The following is a 19662-nucleotide window of genomic DNA, read 5'->3' as shown; positions in this document are numbered from 1 at the left end:
TGTCAGGTATGCGTAAATCGCGATCGCCCCAGTCTTTTGACTGGGGTTTTTTATTGGCTGACCTCGCGGGTTCGGCGCGTTGAGCGATCGCTTAACACTTGCGCCTAGTTTGCTGGTATTGAGTTCGGGCGATTTTCGCCCAATGCTATGAAGATACTGTGGATAATACTGGGGCTTCTGCTACCGACCCAATTACTACCGTAGAAATCCGCATGAAATCAACTAGAAGGAATTTTTACGATTTAGTTACACGCTGAGAGTGTCATAGGCTTCTTGTTCACCCCACTCTAGACAACTCTCAAAAGGAAGGTAAGCCATGAGAGTTGACTGTAAGCGAATCATTATTGAGCTTCTTTTACAAACTATAGTCGAGCTAGCCCCAGCCAGCCTTGGCGTTTTGGCGGTTGTTGCCGAATATTTGGTGCAATTAACTCATAATGACAGCACAGGTTCGATTCAAATGGTGGTTCCAGCAAACGAGCAGCAGTTATCAGCGCTTGCTCCTAACAGATTTTTTGCTCCATCCTTAATTTGAACGTATTTGTATGGCGATAAATTTCTAGGGTGTCAGATAATTTAAATTATATTTTTACTTTAAAATCGGGTTAATAAAGCGATCGCTCTCTTAACTTACCCTCAATTTTAGCTAAGTGTAGCGATCGCGCTTTTGGCTATAATTAACCCTTGGCAGCCAGCGATGAAACCAAGGGTTTTAGAGCCATTTATAGTACTATTGCGCGAGCGTCATCTCCACTAATCAAGCAACACCATTCTTCTTAAACCAAGCCTGCAAACGCTTCCAGCCATCCTCAGATTCTTTCTGGCGATAAGTTGGGCGATAGTCGGCATTAAAACCGTGCGGAGTATTCGGATAAAGGATAATTTGCGAACCGCTGCGCCCACCCTTAAGCGCCTTACGCATTTGCTCTACTGTCTCGTTAGGAATTCCGTCATCTTTAGCACCGTAAAGTCCCAAAACGGGTACTTTCAAATTAGCTGCAATATCGATAGGATGCTTGGGAGTTAACTCCGTAGATGGGCTAACTAAGCGCCCGTACCAAGCAACTCCCGCTTTAACTTTGGGGTTGTAAGCTGAATACAGCCAAACTATCCTCCCGCCCCAACAAAAACCTGTAATTGCTAATTTGTCGATGTTACCTTTGCTCGATTTTCCTGCCCATGCAACAGTTGCATCTAAATCGGACATAACTTGGGCATCTGGAACTTTAGAGACAACTTTGGTGATAATTTCTTGAATGTCGGTGAGTTTGGAAACATCGCCTTGACGGGCAAACATTTCAGGCGCGATCGCGCAATAACCCAACTTAGCAAAGCGGCGACAAATATCCTGAATGTGTTCGTGTACGCCAAAAATTTCCTGCACAACCAACACAACCGGGAAATTAGCCCCAGTCGCTGGCATAGCCCTATATGCTGGAATTTCCCCATCTTGAACGGGAATCTTTACTTCACCCGCCACTAAGCCTCTACTATCCGTCTTGATAACAGCAGCAGTAATAGGCTCAACTGCTAAGGCAAACCCCGCCGCCAGCGTCGAGACAACGATAAATTTCCGGCGCGTTAAATCGCCCATAGCTGTTTTCTCTAATAACTCCAGAAATGATTCTAGCCTGTTGCCTATTTCTATGGCTAAAATTTCTATTATTGTCAGCGAACAAGAAAATGAACATTCAGCAAGCTTTTAATGCTGCCGCAGCAGATTATGACAAGCTACGTCGCACCCTGATTCCGTGTTTTGATGACTTTTACAGAACAGCAGTTGAGGTCATACCTAGCGAGCGCAACGCACCCCTAAAGGTTCTGGATTTGGGTGCGGGAACAGGACTTTATTCTGGCATGGTTCAGGCAGTCTTTCCTAATGCAGAATTCACCCTCATCGACTTAGCCACTGAGATGTTGGAGAAAGCGATCGCTCGATTTAGTCACATGGGAAAATACCCTAAAATATTGATTGATGACTACCTTGAAACTGATTTAGAATCTGACTATGACCTAGTTATCTCTGGCTTATCAATTCATCATCTATCTGACCCTGACAAACAACGTCTTTATCAGCGAATTTACCATACCTTGACTCCTGGGGGAATGTTCGTCAATGCCGAGCAAGTCTTGGGTAAAACCCCTCACCTAGAGAAACAGTATCGACAACAATGGCTCGATTCAATTCGTGCCCTTGGTATCTCAGAAGAAGATCTCTCAGCCGCCTTGAAGCGCATGGAATACGATCGCATGGCACCTCTTGGCAGTCAACTCGACTGGCTAGAAGCGGCAGGTTTTCAAGACGTGGATTGTTGGTACAAAAATTTCAGCTTTGCCGTCTTTGGCGGACGCAGACCAATCTAGTTACAAATAACGATAAATTTCCGGCGCGTTAAATCGCCCCTAGCTGTTTTCTCCCATAACTCCAAAATTGATTTTAGCCAATGGGCGTATTCTATAAGCGGTGGTTACTTTAACTAGAGTTTTTGGGCATACTTAGAGCAGATATCGGCACTACCCTTTACCGGGGAAAGTCGGATATACTTAGCGCGATCGCAATACTCAGTTTGTCTTAAATACCATGTCAGTTGATTTTACCGTCGCCATCCCAACCTATAACGGAGAAAGCCGCTTACCTGAAGTTTTGGAGAAACTGCGAAGCCAAATTAATATCTCATTTTTATCCTGGGAAATTATTGTTATAGACAACAATAGTAAAGACAATACTGCAAAACTCATTCAAACCTATCAACAAAATTGGCCTCAAAACTATCCCTTAAAATACTGCTTTGAACCCCAGCAAGGAGCAGCATTTGCCCGACGCCGCGCCTTTGAAGAAGCCAAATCGGAGCTAATTGGTTTTCTTGATGATGATAATATCCCCACACAAAATTGGGTAGAAGCTGCCTATAATTTTGGGAAACAGCACCCCAAAGCAGGCGCTTATGGCAGCCAAATTCACGGTGATTTTGAAGTACCCCCCCCAGAAAACTTTAAAAAAATTATCCCATTTTTAGCTATTACCGAGCGCGGTTCTATTCCCCTACTGTATGAACCTAGCAAAAAATTACTTCCTCCCTCCGCCGGGTTAGTCGTCCGCAAACAAGCCTGGTTAGAAAGCGTTCCCAACCACATGATTTTGACAGGCAGAGCCAATGGCAATATGCTTACAGGTGAAGACTTAGAAATGTTGTCTTACATTCAAGCAGGAGGATGGGAAATTTGGTACAACCCAGCTATGGAAATCGACCACAAAATTCCCCATTGGCGCTTGCAGCAAGAGTACTTAATTCCGTTTATTCGCGGTATTGGACTTAGCCGCCATGTCACGCGCATGGTGAACGTCAAACCCTGGTTCGTACCAATTAAAACGCTTGCTTATATGGCAAACGACTTGCGAAAAATTGTATTTCACTTACTCAAACATGGTTTTAAAGTCAAAACCGACCTGGTGGCGGCTTGTGAGATGCAGTTGTTTATCAGTAGCTTAATTAGTCCTTTTTACCTCTGGAAAAATGGCTATTTTAACCAACTACCTAAAAACAGTTACATCGAACCCTCCTAATACAACACTTATCTACAATAAAATTTTCATACTGAGAAAATATGTCTTTAGATTTTACAGTTGCTATACCAACTTATAACGGTGCAACTCGGTTGCCAAAGCTCTTAGAAAAATTACTACAACAATCTAATATAAAACACCTTAATTGGGAAATTATCATTGTTGATAATAACAGTAAAGACGCTACAGCAAAAATTGTTGAAAGTGAGATCAATAACTGGCAATATTCATATCCCTTAAAGTATTATTTTGAAGCAGAACAAGGAGCCGCCTTTGCACGACAACGGGCTGTAAGGGAAGCCAGAGGAGAATTAATCTTTTTTCTTGATGATGATAATCTGCCCGATACTAATTGGCTTGCTGCGGCTTATATCTTTGGGAAAGAACATCCAAAAGCAGGAGCCTACAGCGGTCAAATTCACGGCGCTTTTGAAGGGGAACCACCAGAAAATTTTGATAAAATAAAACAATTTCTAGCGATTAGAGAACATGGAGATAAACCTCATTTATTTGATGCAGATAGCTTAAGACTTCCCCCTGCTGCTGCTTTAGTTGTTCGCAAACAAGCTTGGTTGGAAAGCGTCCCCAGCCGTCCTTTTCTTACTGGGAAATTGCCTGGAGTAATGGTGCAGGGAGATGATTACGAACCATTACTTTACATCCATAAAGCAGGCTGGGAAATTTGGTATAACCCGGCGATGCATACCTATCATCAAATTCCCCAATGGCGACTAGAACGAGGTTACTTACTTACTCTCGCGAGAGGCTGTGGTTTGGCTACGTGTTCGCTGCGAATGGTGGATGTAAAAAATTCGCAGAAACCAATTATTATTCTCAGAACAATATTAGGGAATCTGCGCCGGGTCGCATTCCACTTCATCAAGTACCGACAGCAACTTAAAACCGATCTAATTGCTGCTTTCGAGATGGAATTTTTTCTGGGAAGTCTGTTTAGCCCCTTTCTATTTTTAAAGACTAGCTTGAATAGAAGAAAATAAGACCCCTGCGGCTAATCATTTTTTAAGCTACAGTTTTTAGGTCATGGCGAAGAAATAATTGTAATATTAGATAGCAAGTCAGCAAATATGCGATCGCTCTCATATTTCCATTTCCGGCTTTCAGCATAGGAAAATGCCAATTTAATATCTAAAAGCGAGCGAATATAGAGAAAAACTTTACAAAGTCTTGATAATTTTGCGCGTTCAACGCTGTCAATATCCGCCATAAATATATTAGATGGATGCTTTTGCTAAAAACATCTAACCGCTATTGTTGATCCACCTATGACTAATGATGTCCCCGTAAAGGTTCCGTTTGTTGACCTCTCGCTGCAACACCAACCGATTCAGCAGTCCATAGAACAGGCAATTCAGTCTGTAGTAGATAGAGGAGATTTTGTTTTAGGGAAGGCTCTAGCTGAATTCGAGGCATCTTTCGCCCATGCCTGCGGTGTAAAATACGGGGTTGGGGTAGCGTCGGGAACGGATGCGATCGCTCTCGGTTTACAGGCTTGTAATATTGGTGTCGGCGATGAAGTAATTCTACCCGCTAATACCTTTGTAGCTACGCTAATAGGCGTTTTAAACGCAGGCGCACTGCCAATTTTAGTCGATTGCGACCCCCAAACAGCCTTAATTGACTTAGTAGCAGCAGCAAAAGCGGTAACGTCAAAAACTAAGGCAATATTGCCAGTACATCTCTACGGACAGATGGTTTCGCCGCCTCAGTTATTAGATTTTGCCGATACCTACAACCTGGTAATCTTTGAAGATGCAGCCCAGGCTCACTTAGCTTTGCGAGAGGGATATCGCGCTGGTTCTATTGGCAAAGCAGCGGCTTTTAGCTTCTACCCCAGCAAAAATTTGGGAGCATTTGGGGATGGAGGAATGGTAATTACCAGCGATGAAAGCGTAGCGCAAAAAATGCGATCGCTCCGCAACTATGGCGCACCCCGCAAATATTACCATACCGAATTAGGCACGAATAGCCGACTCGATACCATACAAGCAGCTATACTCAATGTCAAACTGCCCCATTTGGACTCGTGGAATAAGTCGCGCAACTCGGCGGCTCAGCTCTACGATACATTACTAGAACCATTGCGATCGCGCGGAATTTTTCCCATTCAAAACCACAGCACTAATGGTCATATTTATCATCTCTACGTCATTCGAGTAACCGAAAGCTGTCCGATAAATAGGGAAAACATCCAGGAAAAACTAGCCGTTCAAGGCATACAAACAGGCATCCATTACCCTATTCCCTGTCATCTCCAACCAGCTTTTAATAATTTAGGATATCAAGAAGGTGACTTACCCCATGCTGAAGCTTTGTGCAGAGAAATTTTGTCTTTGCCGATGTATCCTGGCTTGAGCGACACCGAAGTTAAGATGGTGGTAACAGCTATTGAATCAGCGTTGATTAGCCATTAATGATTTTTGTAGAGACGCCCATTTATTGCGTCTCGCAATTTATGAAAATTAACAACTAACAAAGGACAAAATATGCAAATCGATCGGAAAGTTACCAGTACAATTGAGCGCTACTGGCTAGAGGTATCTATTATTGGTTTGCTGGTGGTTCTCTATGCTCCCCTAATCGTCCATTGGTACGATGGTTGGCTAAAAAAAAGCATTAGTATTGAACATGAATATTTCAGTCACGGTTTAATTGGTCTGCCCTTCGCAGCCTACATCATTTGGCTCAACTGGAACGAGTGGTGCAAACTGCCCGATAAAGCGCATCCTGTGGGTGCTGGATTGCTGACTTTGGGGGGAATATTGTATCTCAGCGGCTTGTCTGATTTAGTGAATTTATCCTTTCCCGCTATATTAGCCGGACTTTGCCTGTGGATAAAGGGCGTACCTGGTTTTAAGCTGCAAAGCTTCCCACTATTGCTAATATTTTTAGCGACGCCTACAGCAGTTCCCTACTTGATTGCTCCCTATACGTTGCCCCTACAAAAATTTATTGCTGGAACCGCTGGGTTTATTTTGAATCAACTGGGTCTTAACGTGACGGTTAGAGAAATTTATTTATATGTGGGGGGAAGAATTGTTGAAGTAGCACCTTTTTGTGCGGGACTAAAAATGTTGTTTACCAGCTTATACGTGGCAATGATGCTGCTTTACTGGACTGGTGCTTGGGGTTCGCGCAACAAGGCAATTTTGTTGTTAAGTGGGGCTGTAGTTATCAGCGTCACTGCTAATATTATTCGCAATACTTTGCTCAGCTTTTTTCACGGCACGGGTCAAGATAATTTATTTGCATGGTTGCACGAAGGGTGGGGGGGTGACGTTTATTCGGCCTGTATGTTGGGGCTAATTGTGGTTTTAATGAATGCGATAAACAGATATACCTTAGAAGTTAGCGATTAGTATGAATTTGGAAGTGGCGAATATCAACTAACTATTAATAACTTATGAAAACCGCGAGTGTTTCCAAGTTAATAGAGCGATCGCAATTACCCAAAGTCTTAGTGCTGTGTTTTCTGCTGCTGATGGTAGCGATCGCAGCCGTTCCCTCCTACCTCAGCGGACAGTGGTCTTGGGCACATCCACCAAAAGTTGCCAACCTCAAACAGCTAAAAAATCTCCAGCAGCAGGGGCTAACGATTCCGGGCTGGAAGACTGTAAAACAGGAGCTAGAGATCGTTGGCGGTCATAAGTGGTTAACTCAAGAAATCCAGCGAGAGGACCAAAAGCCCATAACTCTGCGGTTGTTTCCCCAAAAAGATGATAAGGGTCAGCCAGAGGTGGAGTGGATGGACATTAACGGTGTTGAGCAATGGCAAACAGATTCCTATCGCCAGTTGCAGTTTACAGCACCAACTTCACCCATTGCCAAAGTCGAGAGCCAGTTTTTCCGCGCCTGGAATCAGCAGCAAACTTACGCCGTCGTGCAATGGTACGCTTGGTCTGGGGGAGGCCACCCAGCTCCCAGCCAATGGTTTTTCGCAGATCGTTCTGCCCAGAGGGAGGGAAGCCGCGTTCCTTGGGTTGCTGTTAGTCTCAAGATTCCAATTGCACCGCTTGGCACAATTGACGGCGAAATTGAAAAGGCTCGACCTCTAGCAATCTCGCTGGGTGAAACAGTCCAAGCCGCTTTGATGGCACAGGTGTTAAAAACTGATGGAAAGAGTCAATAGTCCGGAGTCCGGAGTCCGGAGTCGGGGAAGCCGTTTAGATTTATGATTGCTAATCCAAAATCCCATTCCCAGGGCAGCAGCCCTGGGAACGAGCATAATCCAAAATTGTGCTGTCGGTTAACAGCTTTCTTGCTGCTGAGTCTCTACACGACTGCCTGCACGTTGCCGATGGCAATGCTATTTTGGATAGTCGGTGATGGAATGTTGCCAAGTGCTGCCAAAAGTCAAACTTTACCTTCTTTAGGACAGTCAGCGCCGCCTGCTCCCCGACGCAGAACGCAGCAAACTCCTAGTCGGAAACCAGCACCTACTTTTAATCGTGCTTATCCCATACCTCCTGTGGGCTACCCAGCGCCGCAGCCCGTTCGCGTACAGCCGTCGCCACAGTTTAACCGCTATCGATTGGGAATAGGAGATGCGATCGCTGTCAATGTTCTACGTTTTCCAGACCTTAGTTTTCAAGCACAGATTAACCAAGAAGGAAATGTTATAACGCCCCTACTGGGTTCCGTTCCCCTCGTAGGATTAACTTTGCAAGAAGCCCAAGAACGAATTCGCTCTGGCTTAAACCGTTATGTAATAGAACCGCAAGTCAGCCTAAGCCTAGTAAACCAGCGTCCAGTTCAAGTAACTGTGACGGGAGAAGTAATTAGACCAGGATATTACACGCTGGGGCCAGGTTCTCAACTCGCTCCGGCTCTGCTTGTGGCTGGGGGCGCGACTACTCAAGCGGACTTGCGTTCGGTTATAGTGAGGCGATCGCTGGTTAATGGATCGATTCTGGAACAAAGAGTTGATTTGTTTACGCCGCTACAAAACGGACAGTCATTACCAGAGTTGCGCTTGCAAGATGGGGATGCCTTAGTCGTACCAAGGCTAGAAGTCGGCACTACCCAAGATTACGACCGCAACTTAGTTTCGCGCTCTAGCGTAGCTCAACCTTCGATTAACATCCGAGTTTTGAGCTACGCTAACGGTGGAATTGGCAACGTCACCTTGGCAAATGGCAGTACATTTGTAGATGTTTTAGCAGCGATCGCACCTTCCCCCGACGCCGCCAACCTGCGAAAAATTGCCCTAATTCGCTTCGATCCAGAACAAGGCAAAGCCGTTACCCAGCAACTAGATGGCAAAGCCGCCCTTCTGGGCAATGTTTCTCAAAACGTTCCCCTGCAAAATAACGATGTTATCGTCGTTGGTCGCAGTCTTGTTAGCAAAGTTACTTATGCGCTTAATGTCTTTACTCAACCTTTCCGGGATGTTCTAGGATTCCTGTTATTTTTCGATTCGTTAAGAGATAGTGCCTCCAATCTGTTTAGCCCTACTAGAAACGACGGCAACTCCACAAATCGCTAAATTAGTAATAGTCAAGTTATGAGCGGAGCCGAGACGCCGCGCCTCCGGTTTTGTTAGCGTAGCCAAGCAGCACGTTTTGAGTTTTGAATTAATATCTCCTAACTTTTACCAATAAATTAAAAACCCGTATTGCAGGAAAGGCCATGACTCCCCCGATTGTCAAGCGTTATCTCATCGCCCTAGATAAACATAAGTTAGTGCCATTAGCTGGCTTGGCGCTGGGTGTAGGCGCAGCGGGTGTCTTTGCTCTACAGCCAGCACCAAAGGCTGTTTACAGAGCTGTAGGAGTACTGAGTTACAACCGTCCTGCTACATCATTTTCTACAACTGGAACCCAGATTCAAGAACAGGGAAAAGAACTAAACGAAGCGATTCTGCGGTCTGAAAATGTAATTAAAGGAGCAGCAGCGCGGGTTAAAAGCAATCCCAAACAGATTGAAAGGAACCTGCGAATTAAGATGCCAGGAGAAAAAGGGCCATCAGTTATTCAAGTTTTCTATAGTGATAACGATCCGCAGCGAGCAGGCGAGACTCTCGAAGCAGTAATGCAGGGAATGGTAGAGCAAAGCCGTTTGATCAACACTGCACGCTTGCGAGCGATTATTCAATCTATTAGCGAACGTTTGCCGCAAGAAAGCCAGCAACTCCGGGAGGTGGAAGGCAAACTAGAGCAGTATGTCCGCACTGAGGGGCCAGCTATTTTGGCGGCTCAGGATGGGACTGTACTGGCTACGATTACTGGCTCTCAACAGCAGCAACGGCAGATTAAGATGACGCTGGGGGGGGTTGAAACCCAGATGCGTAGTTTGCAAAGTAAGTTGGGTTTAACTCCAGATCAGGCTTATACATCTTCTGCTTTGAGTGCTGACCCGATAATTGGGAATTTGCGATCGCAGATTTATCAAGTTGAGACGCAACGGGAACTGCTTAAGATGGATTTGCGCCCCGAACACCCAACTATGATCGATCTTGCCCGAAAGCAAAAGGCTTATGAAGAACAGTTGCGGCAGCGTGCGGCTGAGGTAATTGGCGGCAATGGCATCGCAAAACCGCTAACAAGTCAAATTCGCAAAGATAGCAGCCTCGACCCAGCACGACAGCAGATCGCTAACACGCTCGTTGGCTTGCAAACGCAGAAAGAGACGCTGCAACAGCAACTTGTAGCAACTATCAGGGCGGAGCAGGAAGCGAGGCGCGAATATGCGACGCTTCCCAACAAGCAGATGGAGCAAGTACGGCTGCAACAGCAGGTCGAACTGCAACAAAAACTCTACGGTCAAATGCAGGCGGCGCTAGCCGATGCTAAGGCAGCAGAGGCAGAAACCGTCAGCAGCCTTATTCCCAACGGAGCAACAGTCGAGAGTGATGAGAAGCAGTCGCCGAAAGTGCCGCTAACGGTGGCAATCGGTGGTTTGTTGGGGTTGTTAGCGGGTGGCGGGGCGATTTTCTTGCTTGCTTCTTTAGATGCTATTTGCCACACTGTCGAGGAAATCAGGGCGGCGATGCGGCAACGCGAAGTGCCCCTGCTGGCGGAATTGCCGTATTTGATGATTTTTGATGCGGAATTGGACGAAACGCCAGTTTTGCTAAATCCTGATTCGCCTTATTTGCCGTTTTACGAACGCTTCCGCAGCAATCTGCGTCGGGTTGGTAGCAATCCGGTGAAGGTGGTAGCGATCGCCAGTACGCTCACATCTGAGGGTAAGACGGTGAGTGCTTATAATTTGGCGATCGCTTCTGCGAGGGCAGGTAAACGAACTTTGATAGTAGAAGCAGACTTGCGATCGCCTTCTGCCGCTAAAGTGTTCAACGTTACTCCCTACCCAGACGCCAATCTTGAACCTTTGCGCTACTACCACTTTAAGAATGAGTGCATCCGCTTGGTTCCAGATGTTGAAAATCTCTACATCGTACCCAGCCCCGGCCCCGTGCGCCAAGCAGCAGCTATACTCGAATCTGACGAATTTCGACGGCTGCTTGAGGATGCACGCAGTCGCTTTGATTTGGTGATTTTAGACACTCCCAGCCTAAGTAGCTGCAATGATGCCTTGGTGCTACAGCCATACACTGATGGCATAGTTCTAGTGACTCGACCGGGCTACAGCCAAGAAAATATTCTGGCTGAGGCAATCGATGAGTGGGCGGAAGCAGAGTTGCCCCTCTTGGGAGCAGTTATCAATGGTGTTGATAAGGTTATATCGATACCACGACCCCCTCGACCAAATCTAGTGGAGGCTAAAGCGGCGGAAGAACAACAAGTGGAAACTCCTGAAGAGATGAAAGATAAACCTACGTCAAAGCAGAAGATGAAGCGATAGCCATGCGGAGCTAAAGGGGTTTGATATTCACTTTCAACTCTATTGGTAAAATGAGATATCTCCCCTGCCAGTTCTAAGCGATGCTTATGAGAGGCAGCCCCGGCAAGGTGTTCATTACTTCGCGCTTGGCAGTTGCTTCAGTTCTTTGATCCGCTCCTGAGCATCTTTATAACCATCAAGTTGTCCTTGTTGCTGGTATAGCTGTCCTGCTTTTTCAAAATCCTGTATGGCTGCGCGATCGCTGTCTAGGTTTGAGTAAGCAAGCCCTCGGTTGTAGAAAGCCTCTGCATCAACAGGATTTATCTCGATAGCTTTAGTGTAGTCCTCAATCGCTTTTTGGTAATTCTCTAAGTTATAGTAGGCAAAACCTCGATTAAAGTAAGCCTTGGCGTTTTGTGGTTCGAGGCTCAGAGCTTGGCTAAAGTCCGCGATCGCTCCTTTGTAGTCTTTTTGGTCAAGCTTGTCTACGCCTTGATTGTTCAACTGCTTTGCACTCATCTGCTCTTTGACCACTGTTTGCTGTGTCTGAGGCGAACAGGCAGCAGTTGCAAGTGCAGTGGCGATTACCAGTATGGCGATCGAACTCTGAATGCGGTTCATAAATTTAGAATTATTCTAGATGTGATAAATGCAACTACTATAAAATTAGCGTCCAGCAAAGTCGCTTTTTTGACATACCTTAATTATCTGTACCGATCTTACAAACTGAATGCACGCACCTTTTGCCCCCACGCGGGATAATTGCCCCCATGCCAGAAGCATTGGGAGCGATCGCCACCTTAGCATAAGCAATCTTGTATAGGCGGCAATTTGCCGATTCAACGCGGTGGGCTAATATGGTGTTCGATGTAGTGCGTCTGTTTAGTTAAATTACTGGGGTTTTAAGCTTTGGAGCTGCTAAGTTTTCAGGTGTAGCATACCTAGCTAATCTAACTTCACGCTAGTTGAACAGCACTAAAATCTTTTAGCTTTCTATTTGTGCGATCGCATCTCCGGGTGACACATCAATATAGATGACAGACATAATCTCAGGCAGATACCTATTCATCGTCATAACTTTGCCATAAACTAATTGTTGTATCAGAGCGGTGGTTTTGTCAGTCAGTTAGTATCTTCCAAGGTTTGGGAAACCAGGCAAAACGATCTTCTAACCAAACTAAGCCATCATAAGCCATACCGCTACTTTCTCCAGGTTTGACATATTTCCATGTCAGCCAAATTTTATCGGGTAGCAGGTAGTGAACAATCTGCTGATAACCGCCTGGAAATACCTCTCCCACACCTTCTTGGGATGCGAGTTCTTCAGCTTTAGCTATGGCCACTAAAAGTTGAGTCTGTCCAGGTTGGGCTTGGGGAAAGGGGAACTCTGCCCAAAGCTTCTCATATCCTTCTTGGGCTTTTTCGACAACTTGTGGGGCAAAAATTTGAGCGTAATCTTCAGATCGGGGGCGCAAGGATTCCTGAGCAAGTCTGCGTAGAGATTCCCGCTCGTTTGTTGTTCCAAAAACAGTTAATTGTTCTACCGCCTGTCTTTCAATTTCTGAGTAATCCCTAGATAAATTAACTTTGTTCATTGTTATTATTTCTGCTTAACAAGCCTGTTAACAAGCCATCTTTGACAATTGACTCTGCCAAATAAATTACGCATAGATTGTAGGGTGGGTATTGCCCACCCAGAGTTTAATAAAGGCGGATGGGACTTATCCCATTACTTTCAAATGAATCCGCTCTTAACTCTCACTTTGTTATTTTTACTCATCTTGTTTGCCATAGAAGTTAGAGTTTTGAGAGGCGTAATCATATGTGGTTTTAGCAGACTCACTTGTTCCCGTAGCCAAAACTTTTATGGCTTTTGCGGCTGAATCCGCAAAACCTGCTGCTCCTGCTTTGAACATTCCCTTTAGCCCTTCGCTTGCTCCGTTTGCACCCATTTCTGCCAAAGCGTCTAAGAAGCTGTCGCGCAATTTGTCGCTCTTGAGTGATGTTTCTAACACTTTAATAATCGCATCGTTAGCACCACCCTTGATTGCACCAACCGCAACTCCCTTAAACACGCTTGCAGCAAACTTGTCCCCAAATACCTTGGCAAGGTCATCCAGCTTATCCCCTAACCCTTTAAGGTCCCCTATTCCAGCCAAAGCAGCAGTCACGGTTGCCACCAGAAGATCGATTCCAATATCCTCTGCACCGTAAGCATCACCTTGCATTCCTCGTTTGATTGCTATACCTAGTCCGCCTCCTATGCCTGTTATGGCTGCCACTAACCAAGGACCTGTTAGCCCTAGAACTGTTCCCCCTGAGAGACAAGTTGCCACAATTGCTGTTGTGATATTTATGCCTGTAACAATGGCTTCAGTTACGGAATTCTTTGCTTCTTCATAGTTTTTGACATCCGTCTCCGTGTAGTTATACACTTGCTCAAAATCTTGTTCTGTATGTCCATTTATGAGCGTGCCATCCTTATCTATTATTTGTTGGAGCCGCCAATACTGCTTCTCTAGTTGCAATTGACTGGTTGTAAATCCTAAATCTTGAGCGCCAGTCATAACCAAACGAGAAAACCAGTTAGAGCCTGAACCCATTTCAAATTCATATCTGAGCTGAATCAGTGTCCATTTCTCTTGCATTGTTTCCGGCTTTCCTGTCAGTAAAAGCTTAACTTCATGCCAATCTCGACCGGATAACTCACTTTTTAGTTGGTTATATAAACCTTTGCCTGTTTCCTTTCTATATCTGGTTTTGATATCCTCAATTTCTTGTTTTGTCTTGTCACAGAGGACTTCCTTGATCTGGGCTTCGCTTGTTCCTAGACCATTCATTGCGTCTTCCAGAGCAAAGACTGGATCGAGGTTTCCCTTCTCGCTATACTGCTTTACTTTTGTGAGTTCATTACCCCGGCCAGTATCACTGAACTCGCCCTCAATCATCCTCTGGAAAGCACCTTTACCATATTTCTGGTCATAGGCTGACTTAATCTTGTCACAATCGTCTTTACTCTTGCCCTTAAACTCGTTGTAAATTGCTTCTTCATCCGTTCCGCCTCCGTATGCTGCCTTATAAATTCGGGCAGCGGCTTTTTTAGAATCGTCTTCCTCAAGCAGAGACTCAGCAATTGTCTTTTCTGCACCAGTAAGCCCATTGTCAGAAAATTCAGCATCGATGTCTGCTTCTAATGACTTTCCACCTTTTATTGAATTGTCTTTTTGTAACTGCCCGCCTGTAATAATTTGATATTCTTTTTTAATGGCATCGAGTTCCGCTGCACTTTTGTCTTGCAGATATTTGTAAACTGCTTTTTCATCTGTTCCCATACCTTTCATTGCTTCTTGTAAACGATAAGCAATGGCTTTAGGCTTATTTTTATTTAAAAGTTCTTGAATTACCTTCTTGTCAAATCCCCCAAGACTAGAAAGAACCTTATCAATTATTTTTTTATGGGTTAAATTAAGCCGCTCAATTTCTGTGTCTTCTAGAGACATCAAAATTTCTTCAATTTTTTCTTCATCGTCGTTGATCCATGACAAGGAATTTTCTAAACCTTTTGCAGCCGAGTAGGCTTGGTCAGCACCTAGATAGGCAAAAGCTTCCTTTAAATTTTTCCCTGAAAGTTCATCTTTTAGATCGTACTCTAAGGTTTTTCCATAGTGGTCAAGATATATTTGCTTAATTGCTTGACTTTGTTCTTTAGTTTTTCCTCTTAAAGTTCGCATAATTGTATCTTCATCGGTTCCCCAACCCTCCATCGCTTTATACAGAGCATCGGCAGCTTGGAGCATTTCCTGAGAGCGAACCAAGTTCTTCTGCTCTTCTGTATCGTTCTTGCCCTCAACCTGAGTTACTTTTGCTTTATCAGGTTCTTTTTCTTTAGATAAATAAACTAATGCTTGGTTGAAATCTTCTTCTGAAAGCTCATCCCGTAAATCATAATCCAGGGTTCGACCATACTTCTTGAGATACTCTTGCTCGATCGCAGCTAGCTCGGCTTGAGTTTTATATTTCAAAGTATCCATAATTGCATCTTCATCAGTTCCCAACCCTGCCATTGCTTTACGCAGAGCCTCAGCTGCTTGGGTGATTTTGCCTGGATCTACACCTGCCTCTTTCCGTTGGATGACGATAGCTGATACTGCATTAATATTTGCTGCTGCTGGCGATCGCTGGATCGTATTGTTTTCCAACTTCGGCTGCACTTTACCGCCGCTTTGTTGCACTACATGGGTGAGTTCGTGGGCAATTAATTTCTGCCCATCTGTACTTCCAGGGCTGTATGCTCCTCCCTTGAAAAAGATATCTTTCCCCGTAGCGAAAGCACGGGCGCCAATCGAGCGATTTAGCATATCAGAGTGAGCATCTGTATGCACTTTGACACCGCTGAAGTCAGCCCCAAAAGCCTGCTCCATCGGTTGCTTGATATTGTCTGAAAGGCTCTGTCCGCTACCTCTTGCCTGTTGGATAGACGATTCTAGATTTGGGGTAGCATCTGTTCCACCCTCCCTAGAAGCTCGTTGCACCATTGGCTGCATCTGCAATTTTTCATCATCGTCTTGTTGAGGCATTTCCTCTCGCTGGAGCATGCCTGATTCCGCCTTCATCATCAAGTTGTCTTCTTCTTGTTCGGGGTTCTCCTCGCGCTGGACAGGCTGATTGGATGGCGGTGACGCAACAGGCGGTGCATTAATCTTACTGACTACTTGCTCCGCTACCCGATCCGCCTCCTGCTCGTATTGATCTCCAGGTTGACCTATAGTTAGCTTGGTTTGAATCGGTAAGGGAGATGCTGGGGTACGCGGACCGAAGAAGTTGGGAATTTCCAATAAGTTAGTGCTAGATCTTTGAGCATTTTCCTCTCGCTGGAGCGTGCCTGATTCCGGCTTCATCATCAATTTGTCGTCTTCTTGTTCGGGGTTCTCCTCGCGTTGGACAGTCGGACTGGATGGAGGTGATGCAACCGCTGGTGCATTAATCTTACTGACCACTTGCTCCGCCGTCCGATCCGCCTCTTGTTCGTAACGATCTCCAGGTTCGCCGATAGTCAGCTTGGTCTGAATCGGTGGCGGGGATGCTGGGGTACGCGGACCGAAGAAGTTGGGAATTTCCAACATCTTTGTGCCAGAGGGCTGGTTATTTGAAAATGCTTGAGGCTCTATTTCTTGCTGCGTGGGATTTTGAGGCTGGGCAGCAAAAGGACGTGCCGCAAATTGAGAGGTTTTTGCCTGAATTTGGGGTTGCGAGGACGCGGGTTTCTCTACTCTTTCGTTAGCCATACCAGCCTCAAACTTTAAAAGTACATATCGTCAGACAGATGTCTTTATTATAAATACTCTCTTGGTTAGAAAAAATATTAATGCTAGAAGTAATATAAATTTTTGCAACTACTACCATTCATGTGAAGTTATGTAGTAGAAGTTAAACTCAAAACCTTACAGCTAAAGCTATTCAGACGTGGTAAGGTATTGTGTTATTTTTGTGTAACAAGCGATGCTGTTGGCCAAAGTACTACAAAATTGTAAAAGTCCTACTGTCATCTAAATCTGGCTTCACAGAATATACGCAAATTATGGTGAATTCACCAACAGCGTCACCCGTGGCTTGCGCTATTGCCGATCTAGCTGTGCAGATTTTGAAAAATACGCGATCGCTGCCTTATTGTTATCTAGATTAGAGTAGGCAAGCCCTCGGTTATAAAAAGCTTCCGCATCCCCAGGCTTCATCTGGATCGCTTTAGTGTAGTCCTCAATCGCGTTTTGGTAATTTTCTAAACTAGAGTAAGCGAAACCTCGATTAAAATAAGCCTTAGCATTTTTAGGATCGAGACGCAGCGCTTGGTTAAAATCTGCGATCGCTCCTTTGTAATCCTTTGTCTCAAGCTTGTCTACTCCTCGATTATTAAAATCCTTTGCGCTCATCTGTTCCGCTATAAGTATTGGTGCAGTTTGAGCGCGAGTACTTATCGGCAAGACAACAAACACAGTATAAATTCCAATAACTGCGATAGATGCGAAAGCCCTGTTCATAGCTTTACCTTATTTCTAAAGGTGCAAACCGAACTCTTAAAAATAGAGTTCTCAAAAAATTTTGGTTTTATAACACCTTCAATTTCTTGTCCCGATTTTCCAGAATGGCCGCATGAAATTTTCCCCCACCTCCAAATTGCTCTCTTGGTTGCCTAAGTTGAATCCTCAAATTTGGATTCTTGCCACAGGTCGCTTACTCTCAGAAGTTGGCACTGGCTTTACAATGTTTTACGCGCCAATATTTTTTGTTAATCAGTTACATTTCTCCTCAACCCAGGTAGGCTTTGCCTTGGGAAGTGCTTCTATTTCTGGGGTAGTGGGTCGCATCTTGAGCGGTTCTTTTTCTGATTCGCACTTATGGGGACGCAGACGCACTCTGTTACTTTCATCAGCGATTTGCGCGATCGCATCGCTGGCTTTGGCTGTTACTAATACAATTTCTATGTTAGTTATCGCTAACTTACTAATGGGTTTGGGTATAGGTTTGTATTGGCCTGCAACAGAAGCAGTGGTAGCAGACTTAGCCCAAGGAGAAGAACGAAAAGAGGCTTACGCGCTGACCCGGCTGGCGGACAATCTAGGCTTAGGGCTAGGGATTGTTTTCGGAGGCGTATTGATTGGAACAACGGGTATTTATCGGGCGTTATTTGTAATTGATGCGATTTCGTTTGTCGTGTTTTTTGGAGTTGTGTATGTAAAGGTTACAGAAACTTCTCGCTCAATAGTATGTGAAAAACAGCCAATTAATAGCTGGGCATCAGCACTGCGCGATCGCCGTCTTCTTGTGTTTGTTCTAGTTAATATTATTTTCACTACTTATATGTCTCAACTGCACAGCACCATGCCGCTGTATTTCAGCAAATTTGTTCCAGCCACACCATCCGGAAACGGCTTTTCAGCAACAACAATTAGTGCGCTTTTCAGTTGGCATTTGATCGTATCAATTATCTGTCAATTGCCTGTTGCCCGTACATTAAGACGCTTTAGCCATCCTAATGCTTTAACAGTATCATCCTTGCTGTGGGGAGTAGGATTTATCCTCATCGGTTTTAGCGGTATTGCACCATCTGGGCATTTGTTGTGGGCAATATTAGGGATGGGAGTGTTGGCGATCGCTATTGTTTCCTACACGCCCTCTGCTTCTTCCTTAGTAACAGATTTAGCACCAGAACCCCAGCGGGGAGTTTACTTGTCAATTAACTCACTTTGCTGGGCGGTTGGCTACTTTATTGGCCCTCCCTTGGGCGGGTGGGCGTTAGATCAACCGCGCTTTGTGGTGGATAGTTTCTGGTTGGCTTTGGCTTTGAGCATAGGCGTTACAATTGCAATTTTACAGTACTTAAATCGCCTCTTACATGAATAATTATCACCCTGGCTAAGCAGGGTTGTAATTATCAATATTTCGCTTAAGAAGATACTAAGCTACTTTTAAGGGAAATTTGCAAATTGTGGTTATTGAACTAATAAGACATAACCGTGAAGCGTTAAAACTGGGTAAAATATTTAATGGCAAGAGGAAAACACCCTTGCCATTAAGTTAGTAAATATGCATTTTTACAAAATGACGTTATCGCCTGCGTTCTTGTAATTTGCGATAGACTGCTCTCAAATCTACTTGATGGTGAGCTAAGGCAACAAGGGTGTGATAAAACAAATCAGCAACTTCACCAGCGATCGCATCTGGGTCATCATCTTTGCACGCCATCACTACTTCGGCGGCTTCTTCACCGATTTTCTTCAAAATCTTGTTATCGCCGCCAGCCAAAAGCTTGCAGGTATATGAATCTTCTACTGGATTATCGCGGCGATCGCGAATAACATCAAATACCCCCGATAGCATATCTGCCGGAGGCGGTTGTTTTTCGCCATCTACCTGATGAAAACAACTGCGTTCCCCAGTGTGACAGGCAATATCTCCCACCTGCTCCACACCGACGAGTAGGGCATCACTATCGCAGTCATATCGCAGACTCCGCACGTTCTGAATATGACCCGATGTAGCACCTTTGTGCCAAAATTCGCCCCTAGACCTACTCCAAAACCATGTCTGCCCAGATTCTAAAGTTTTTTGCAGAGACTCGCGATTCATCCAAGCCATCATCAACACCGTACCGTCCAAGTAATCCTGGACTATGGCTGGAACAAGCCCTTGCTCGTTGTAGCGGATTTTATCAACTGGAATTGATTGTTCTAAGGAATTTGGTTCAACGGCTGGCATACCAGTGGCACTAAATAGCTTGTATAAGATACCATTCTTAGGCT

General features: G+C 44.9%; 16 protein-coding genes. 10 read left to right on the top strand and 6 right to left on the bottom strand.

Features of this window, described 5'->3' with window-relative positions; all coding sequences use genetic code 11:
* The first annotated feature begins 316 nt into the window (after positions 1 to 316).
* The gene (locus H6F77_RS25920) at positions 317 to 535 is read left to right on the top strand and encodes a hypothetical protein (RefSeq protein ID WP_190491801.1); all 219 of its coding nucleotides are present in this window, start codon (positions 317 to 319) and stop codon (positions 533 to 535) included.
* A 222-nt stretch (positions 536 to 757) separates the two neighbouring features.
* Here the strand turns inward: H6F77_RS25920 and H6F77_RS25915 are convergent, their stop codons facing one another.
* A complete protein-coding gene (locus tag H6F77_RS25915) occupies positions 758 to 1594 on the bottom strand; it encodes a dienelactone hydrolase family protein (protein WP_190491800.1) in 837 nt (278 codons plus the stop codon).
* 89 nt (positions 1595 to 1683) lie between these two features.
* Between H6F77_RS25915 and H6F77_RS25910 the strand changes: the two genes are divergently transcribed.
* From H6F77_RS25910 to H6F77_RS25875, 8 genes are all read left to right on the top strand, one after another.
* A complete protein-coding gene (locus H6F77_RS25910; protein ID WP_190491799.1) occupies positions 1684 to 2364 on the top strand; it encodes a class I SAM-dependent methyltransferase in 681 nt (226 codons plus the stop codon).
* Between the two features lie 217 nt (positions 2365 to 2581).
* Complete coding sequence (hpsE, locus tag H6F77_RS25905; protein WP_190491798.1) at positions 2582 to 3565, top strand: hormogonium polysaccharide biosynthesis glycosyltransferase HpsE; 984 nt, start codon at positions 2582 to 2584, stop codon at positions 3563 to 3565.
* Positions 3566 to 3606: 41 nt separating this feature from the next.
* Positions 3607 to 4563, top strand: coding sequence for a hormogonium polysaccharide biosynthesis glycosyltransferase HpsE (gene hpsE / locus H6F77_RS25900; RefSeq protein ID WP_190491797.1), 957 nt, complete (start codon positions 3607 to 3609; stop codon positions 4561 to 4563).
* Between the two features lie 285 nt (positions 4564 to 4848).
* Positions 4849 to 5997, top strand: coding sequence for a DegT/DnrJ/EryC1/StrS family aminotransferase (locus tag H6F77_RS25895; RefSeq protein WP_190491796.1), 1149 nt, complete (start codon positions 4849 to 4851; stop codon positions 5995 to 5997).
* A 72-nt stretch (positions 5998 to 6069) separates the two neighbouring features.
* Complete coding sequence (gene crtB / locus H6F77_RS25890) at positions 6070 to 6942, top strand: cyanoexosortase B (protein ID WP_190491795.1); 873 nt, start codon at positions 6070 to 6072, stop codon at positions 6940 to 6942.
* Between the two features lie 44 nt (positions 6943 to 6986).
* Positions 6987 to 7712: a cyanoexosortase B system-associated protein gene (locus H6F77_RS25885; RefSeq protein WP_190491794.1), complete on the top strand. Its 726-nt coding sequence runs from the start codon at positions 6987 to 6989 to the stop codon at positions 7710 to 7712.
* 42 nt (positions 7713 to 7754) lie between these two features.
* On the top strand, positions 7755 to 9068 hold the full coding sequence (locus H6F77_RS25880; protein WP_199321553.1) for a polysaccharide biosynthesis/export family protein: 1314 nt from the start codon (positions 7755 to 7757) through the stop codon (positions 9066 to 9068).
* Positions 9069 to 9211: 143 nt separating this feature from the next.
* On the top strand, positions 9212 to 11386 hold the full coding sequence (locus H6F77_RS25875) for a GumC family protein (protein WP_190491793.1): 2175 nt from the start codon (positions 9212 to 9214) through the stop codon (positions 11384 to 11386).
* A 114-nt stretch (positions 11387 to 11500) separates the two neighbouring features.
* On the opposite strand, the gene H6F77_RS25870 is transcribed toward H6F77_RS25875, so the two are convergent.
* The 4 genes from H6F77_RS25870 to H6F77_RS25855 all read right to left on the bottom strand — a co-directional run bounded on the left by H6F77_RS25870 (position 11501) and on the right by H6F77_RS25855 (position 17400).
* Positions 11501 to 11986, bottom strand: coding sequence for a tetratricopeptide repeat protein (locus tag H6F77_RS25870; protein ID WP_190491792.1), 486 nt, complete (start codon positions 11984 to 11986; stop codon positions 11501 to 11503).
* A 497-nt stretch (positions 11987 to 12483) separates the two neighbouring features.
* Positions 12484 to 12960, bottom strand: a complete 477-nt coding sequence (locus H6F77_RS25865) for a hypothetical protein (RefSeq protein ID WP_190491791.1) — start codon at positions 12958 to 12960, stop codon at positions 12484 to 12486.
* Positions 12961 to 13137: 177 nt separating this feature from the next.
* On the bottom strand, positions 13138 to 16650 hold the full coding sequence (locus tag H6F77_RS25860) for an eCIS core domain-containing protein (RefSeq protein ID WP_190491790.1): 3513 nt from the start codon (positions 16648 to 16650) through the stop codon (positions 13138 to 13140).
* Positions 16651 to 16980: 330 nt separating this feature from the next.
* On the bottom strand, positions 16981 to 17400 hold the full coding sequence (locus H6F77_RS25855; protein WP_190491789.1) for a tetratricopeptide repeat protein: 420 nt from the start codon (positions 17398 to 17400) through the stop codon (positions 16981 to 16983).
* Between the two features lie 112 nt (positions 17401 to 17512).
* Between H6F77_RS25855 and H6F77_RS25850 the strand changes: the two genes are divergently transcribed.
* Positions 17513 to 18763 carry an MFS transporter gene (locus H6F77_RS25850; protein ID WP_190491788.1) on the top strand — a complete coding sequence of 417 codons (1251 nt, stop codon included), beginning with the start codon at positions 17513 to 17515 and terminating at the stop codon, positions 18761 to 18763.
* A gap of 204 nt (positions 18764 to 18967) precedes the next feature.
* Here the strand turns inward: H6F77_RS25850 and hisIE are convergent, their stop codons facing one another.
* Complete coding sequence (hisIE, locus tag H6F77_RS25845) at positions 18968 to 19618, bottom strand: bifunctional phosphoribosyl-AMP cyclohydrolase/phosphoribosyl-ATP diphosphatase HisIE (protein WP_190491787.1); 651 nt, start codon at positions 19616 to 19618, stop codon at positions 18968 to 18970.
* Positions 19619 to 19662 lie beyond the last annotated feature (44 nt).

This window comes from Microcoleus sp. FACHB-831, assembly GCF_014695585.1.
Taxonomy (GTDB): Bacteria; Cyanobacteriota; Cyanobacteriia; order Cyanobacteriales; family FACHB-T130; genus FACHB-831.
This window is presented reverse-complemented; position numbering and strand designations above follow the sequence as displayed.

Coding starts and splice junctions, on each gene's coding strand:
- H6F77_RS25870 (WP_190491792.1), bottom strand. CDS start 11,986: ATGAACCGCATTCAGAGTTCGATCGCCATACTGGTAATCGCCACTGCA.
- H6F77_RS25910 (WP_190491799.1), top strand. CDS start 1,684: ATGAACATTCAGCAAGCTTTTAATGCTGCCGCAGCAGATTATGACAAG.
- H6F77_RS25885 (WP_190491794.1), top strand. CDS start 6,987: ATGAAAACCGCGAGTGTTTCCAAGTTAATAGAGCGATCGCAATTACCC.
- H6F77_RS25855 (WP_190491789.1), bottom strand. CDS start 17,400: ATGAACAGGGCTTTCGCATCTATCGCAGTTATTGGAATTTATACTGTG.
- H6F77_RS25915 (WP_190491800.1), bottom strand. CDS start 1,594: ATGGGCGATTTAACGCGCCGGAAATTTATCGTTGTCTCGACGCTGGCG.
- H6F77_RS25880 (WP_199321553.1), top strand. CDS start 7,755: ATGATTGCTAATCCAAAATCCCATTCCCAGGGCAGCAGCCCTGGGAAC.
- H6F77_RS25865 (WP_190491791.1), bottom strand. CDS start 12,960: ATGAACAAAGTTAATTTATCTAGGGATTACTCAGAAATTGAAAGACAG.
- H6F77_RS25850 (WP_190491788.1), top strand. CDS start 17,513: ATGAAATTTTCCCCCACCTCCAAATTGCTCTCTTGGTTGCCTAAGTTG.
- H6F77_RS25920 (WP_190491801.1), top strand. CDS start 317: ATGAGAGTTGACTGTAAGCGAATCATTATTGAGCTTCTTTTACAAACT.
- H6F77_RS25860 (WP_190491790.1), bottom strand. CDS start 16,650: ATGGCTAACGAAAGAGTAGAGAAACCCGCGTCCTCGCAACCCCAAATT.
- hpsE (WP_190491797.1), top strand. CDS start 3,607: ATGTCTTTAGATTTTACAGTTGCTATACCAACTTATAACGGTGCAACT.
- crtB (WP_190491795.1), top strand. CDS start 6,070: ATGCAAATCGATCGGAAAGTTACCAGTACAATTGAGCGCTACTGGCTA.
- H6F77_RS25875 (WP_190491793.1), top strand. CDS start 9,212: ATGACTCCCCCGATTGTCAAGCGTTATCTCATCGCCCTAGATAAACAT.
- hpsE (WP_190491798.1), top strand. CDS start 2,582: ATGTCAGTTGATTTTACCGTCGCCATCCCAACCTATAACGGAGAAAGC.
- hisIE (WP_190491787.1), bottom strand. CDS start 19,618: ATGCCAGCCGTTGAACCAAATTCCTTAGAACAATCAATTCCAGTTGAT.
- H6F77_RS25895 (WP_190491796.1), top strand. CDS start 4,849: ATGACTAATGATGTCCCCGTAAAGGTTCCGTTTGTTGACCTCTCGCTG.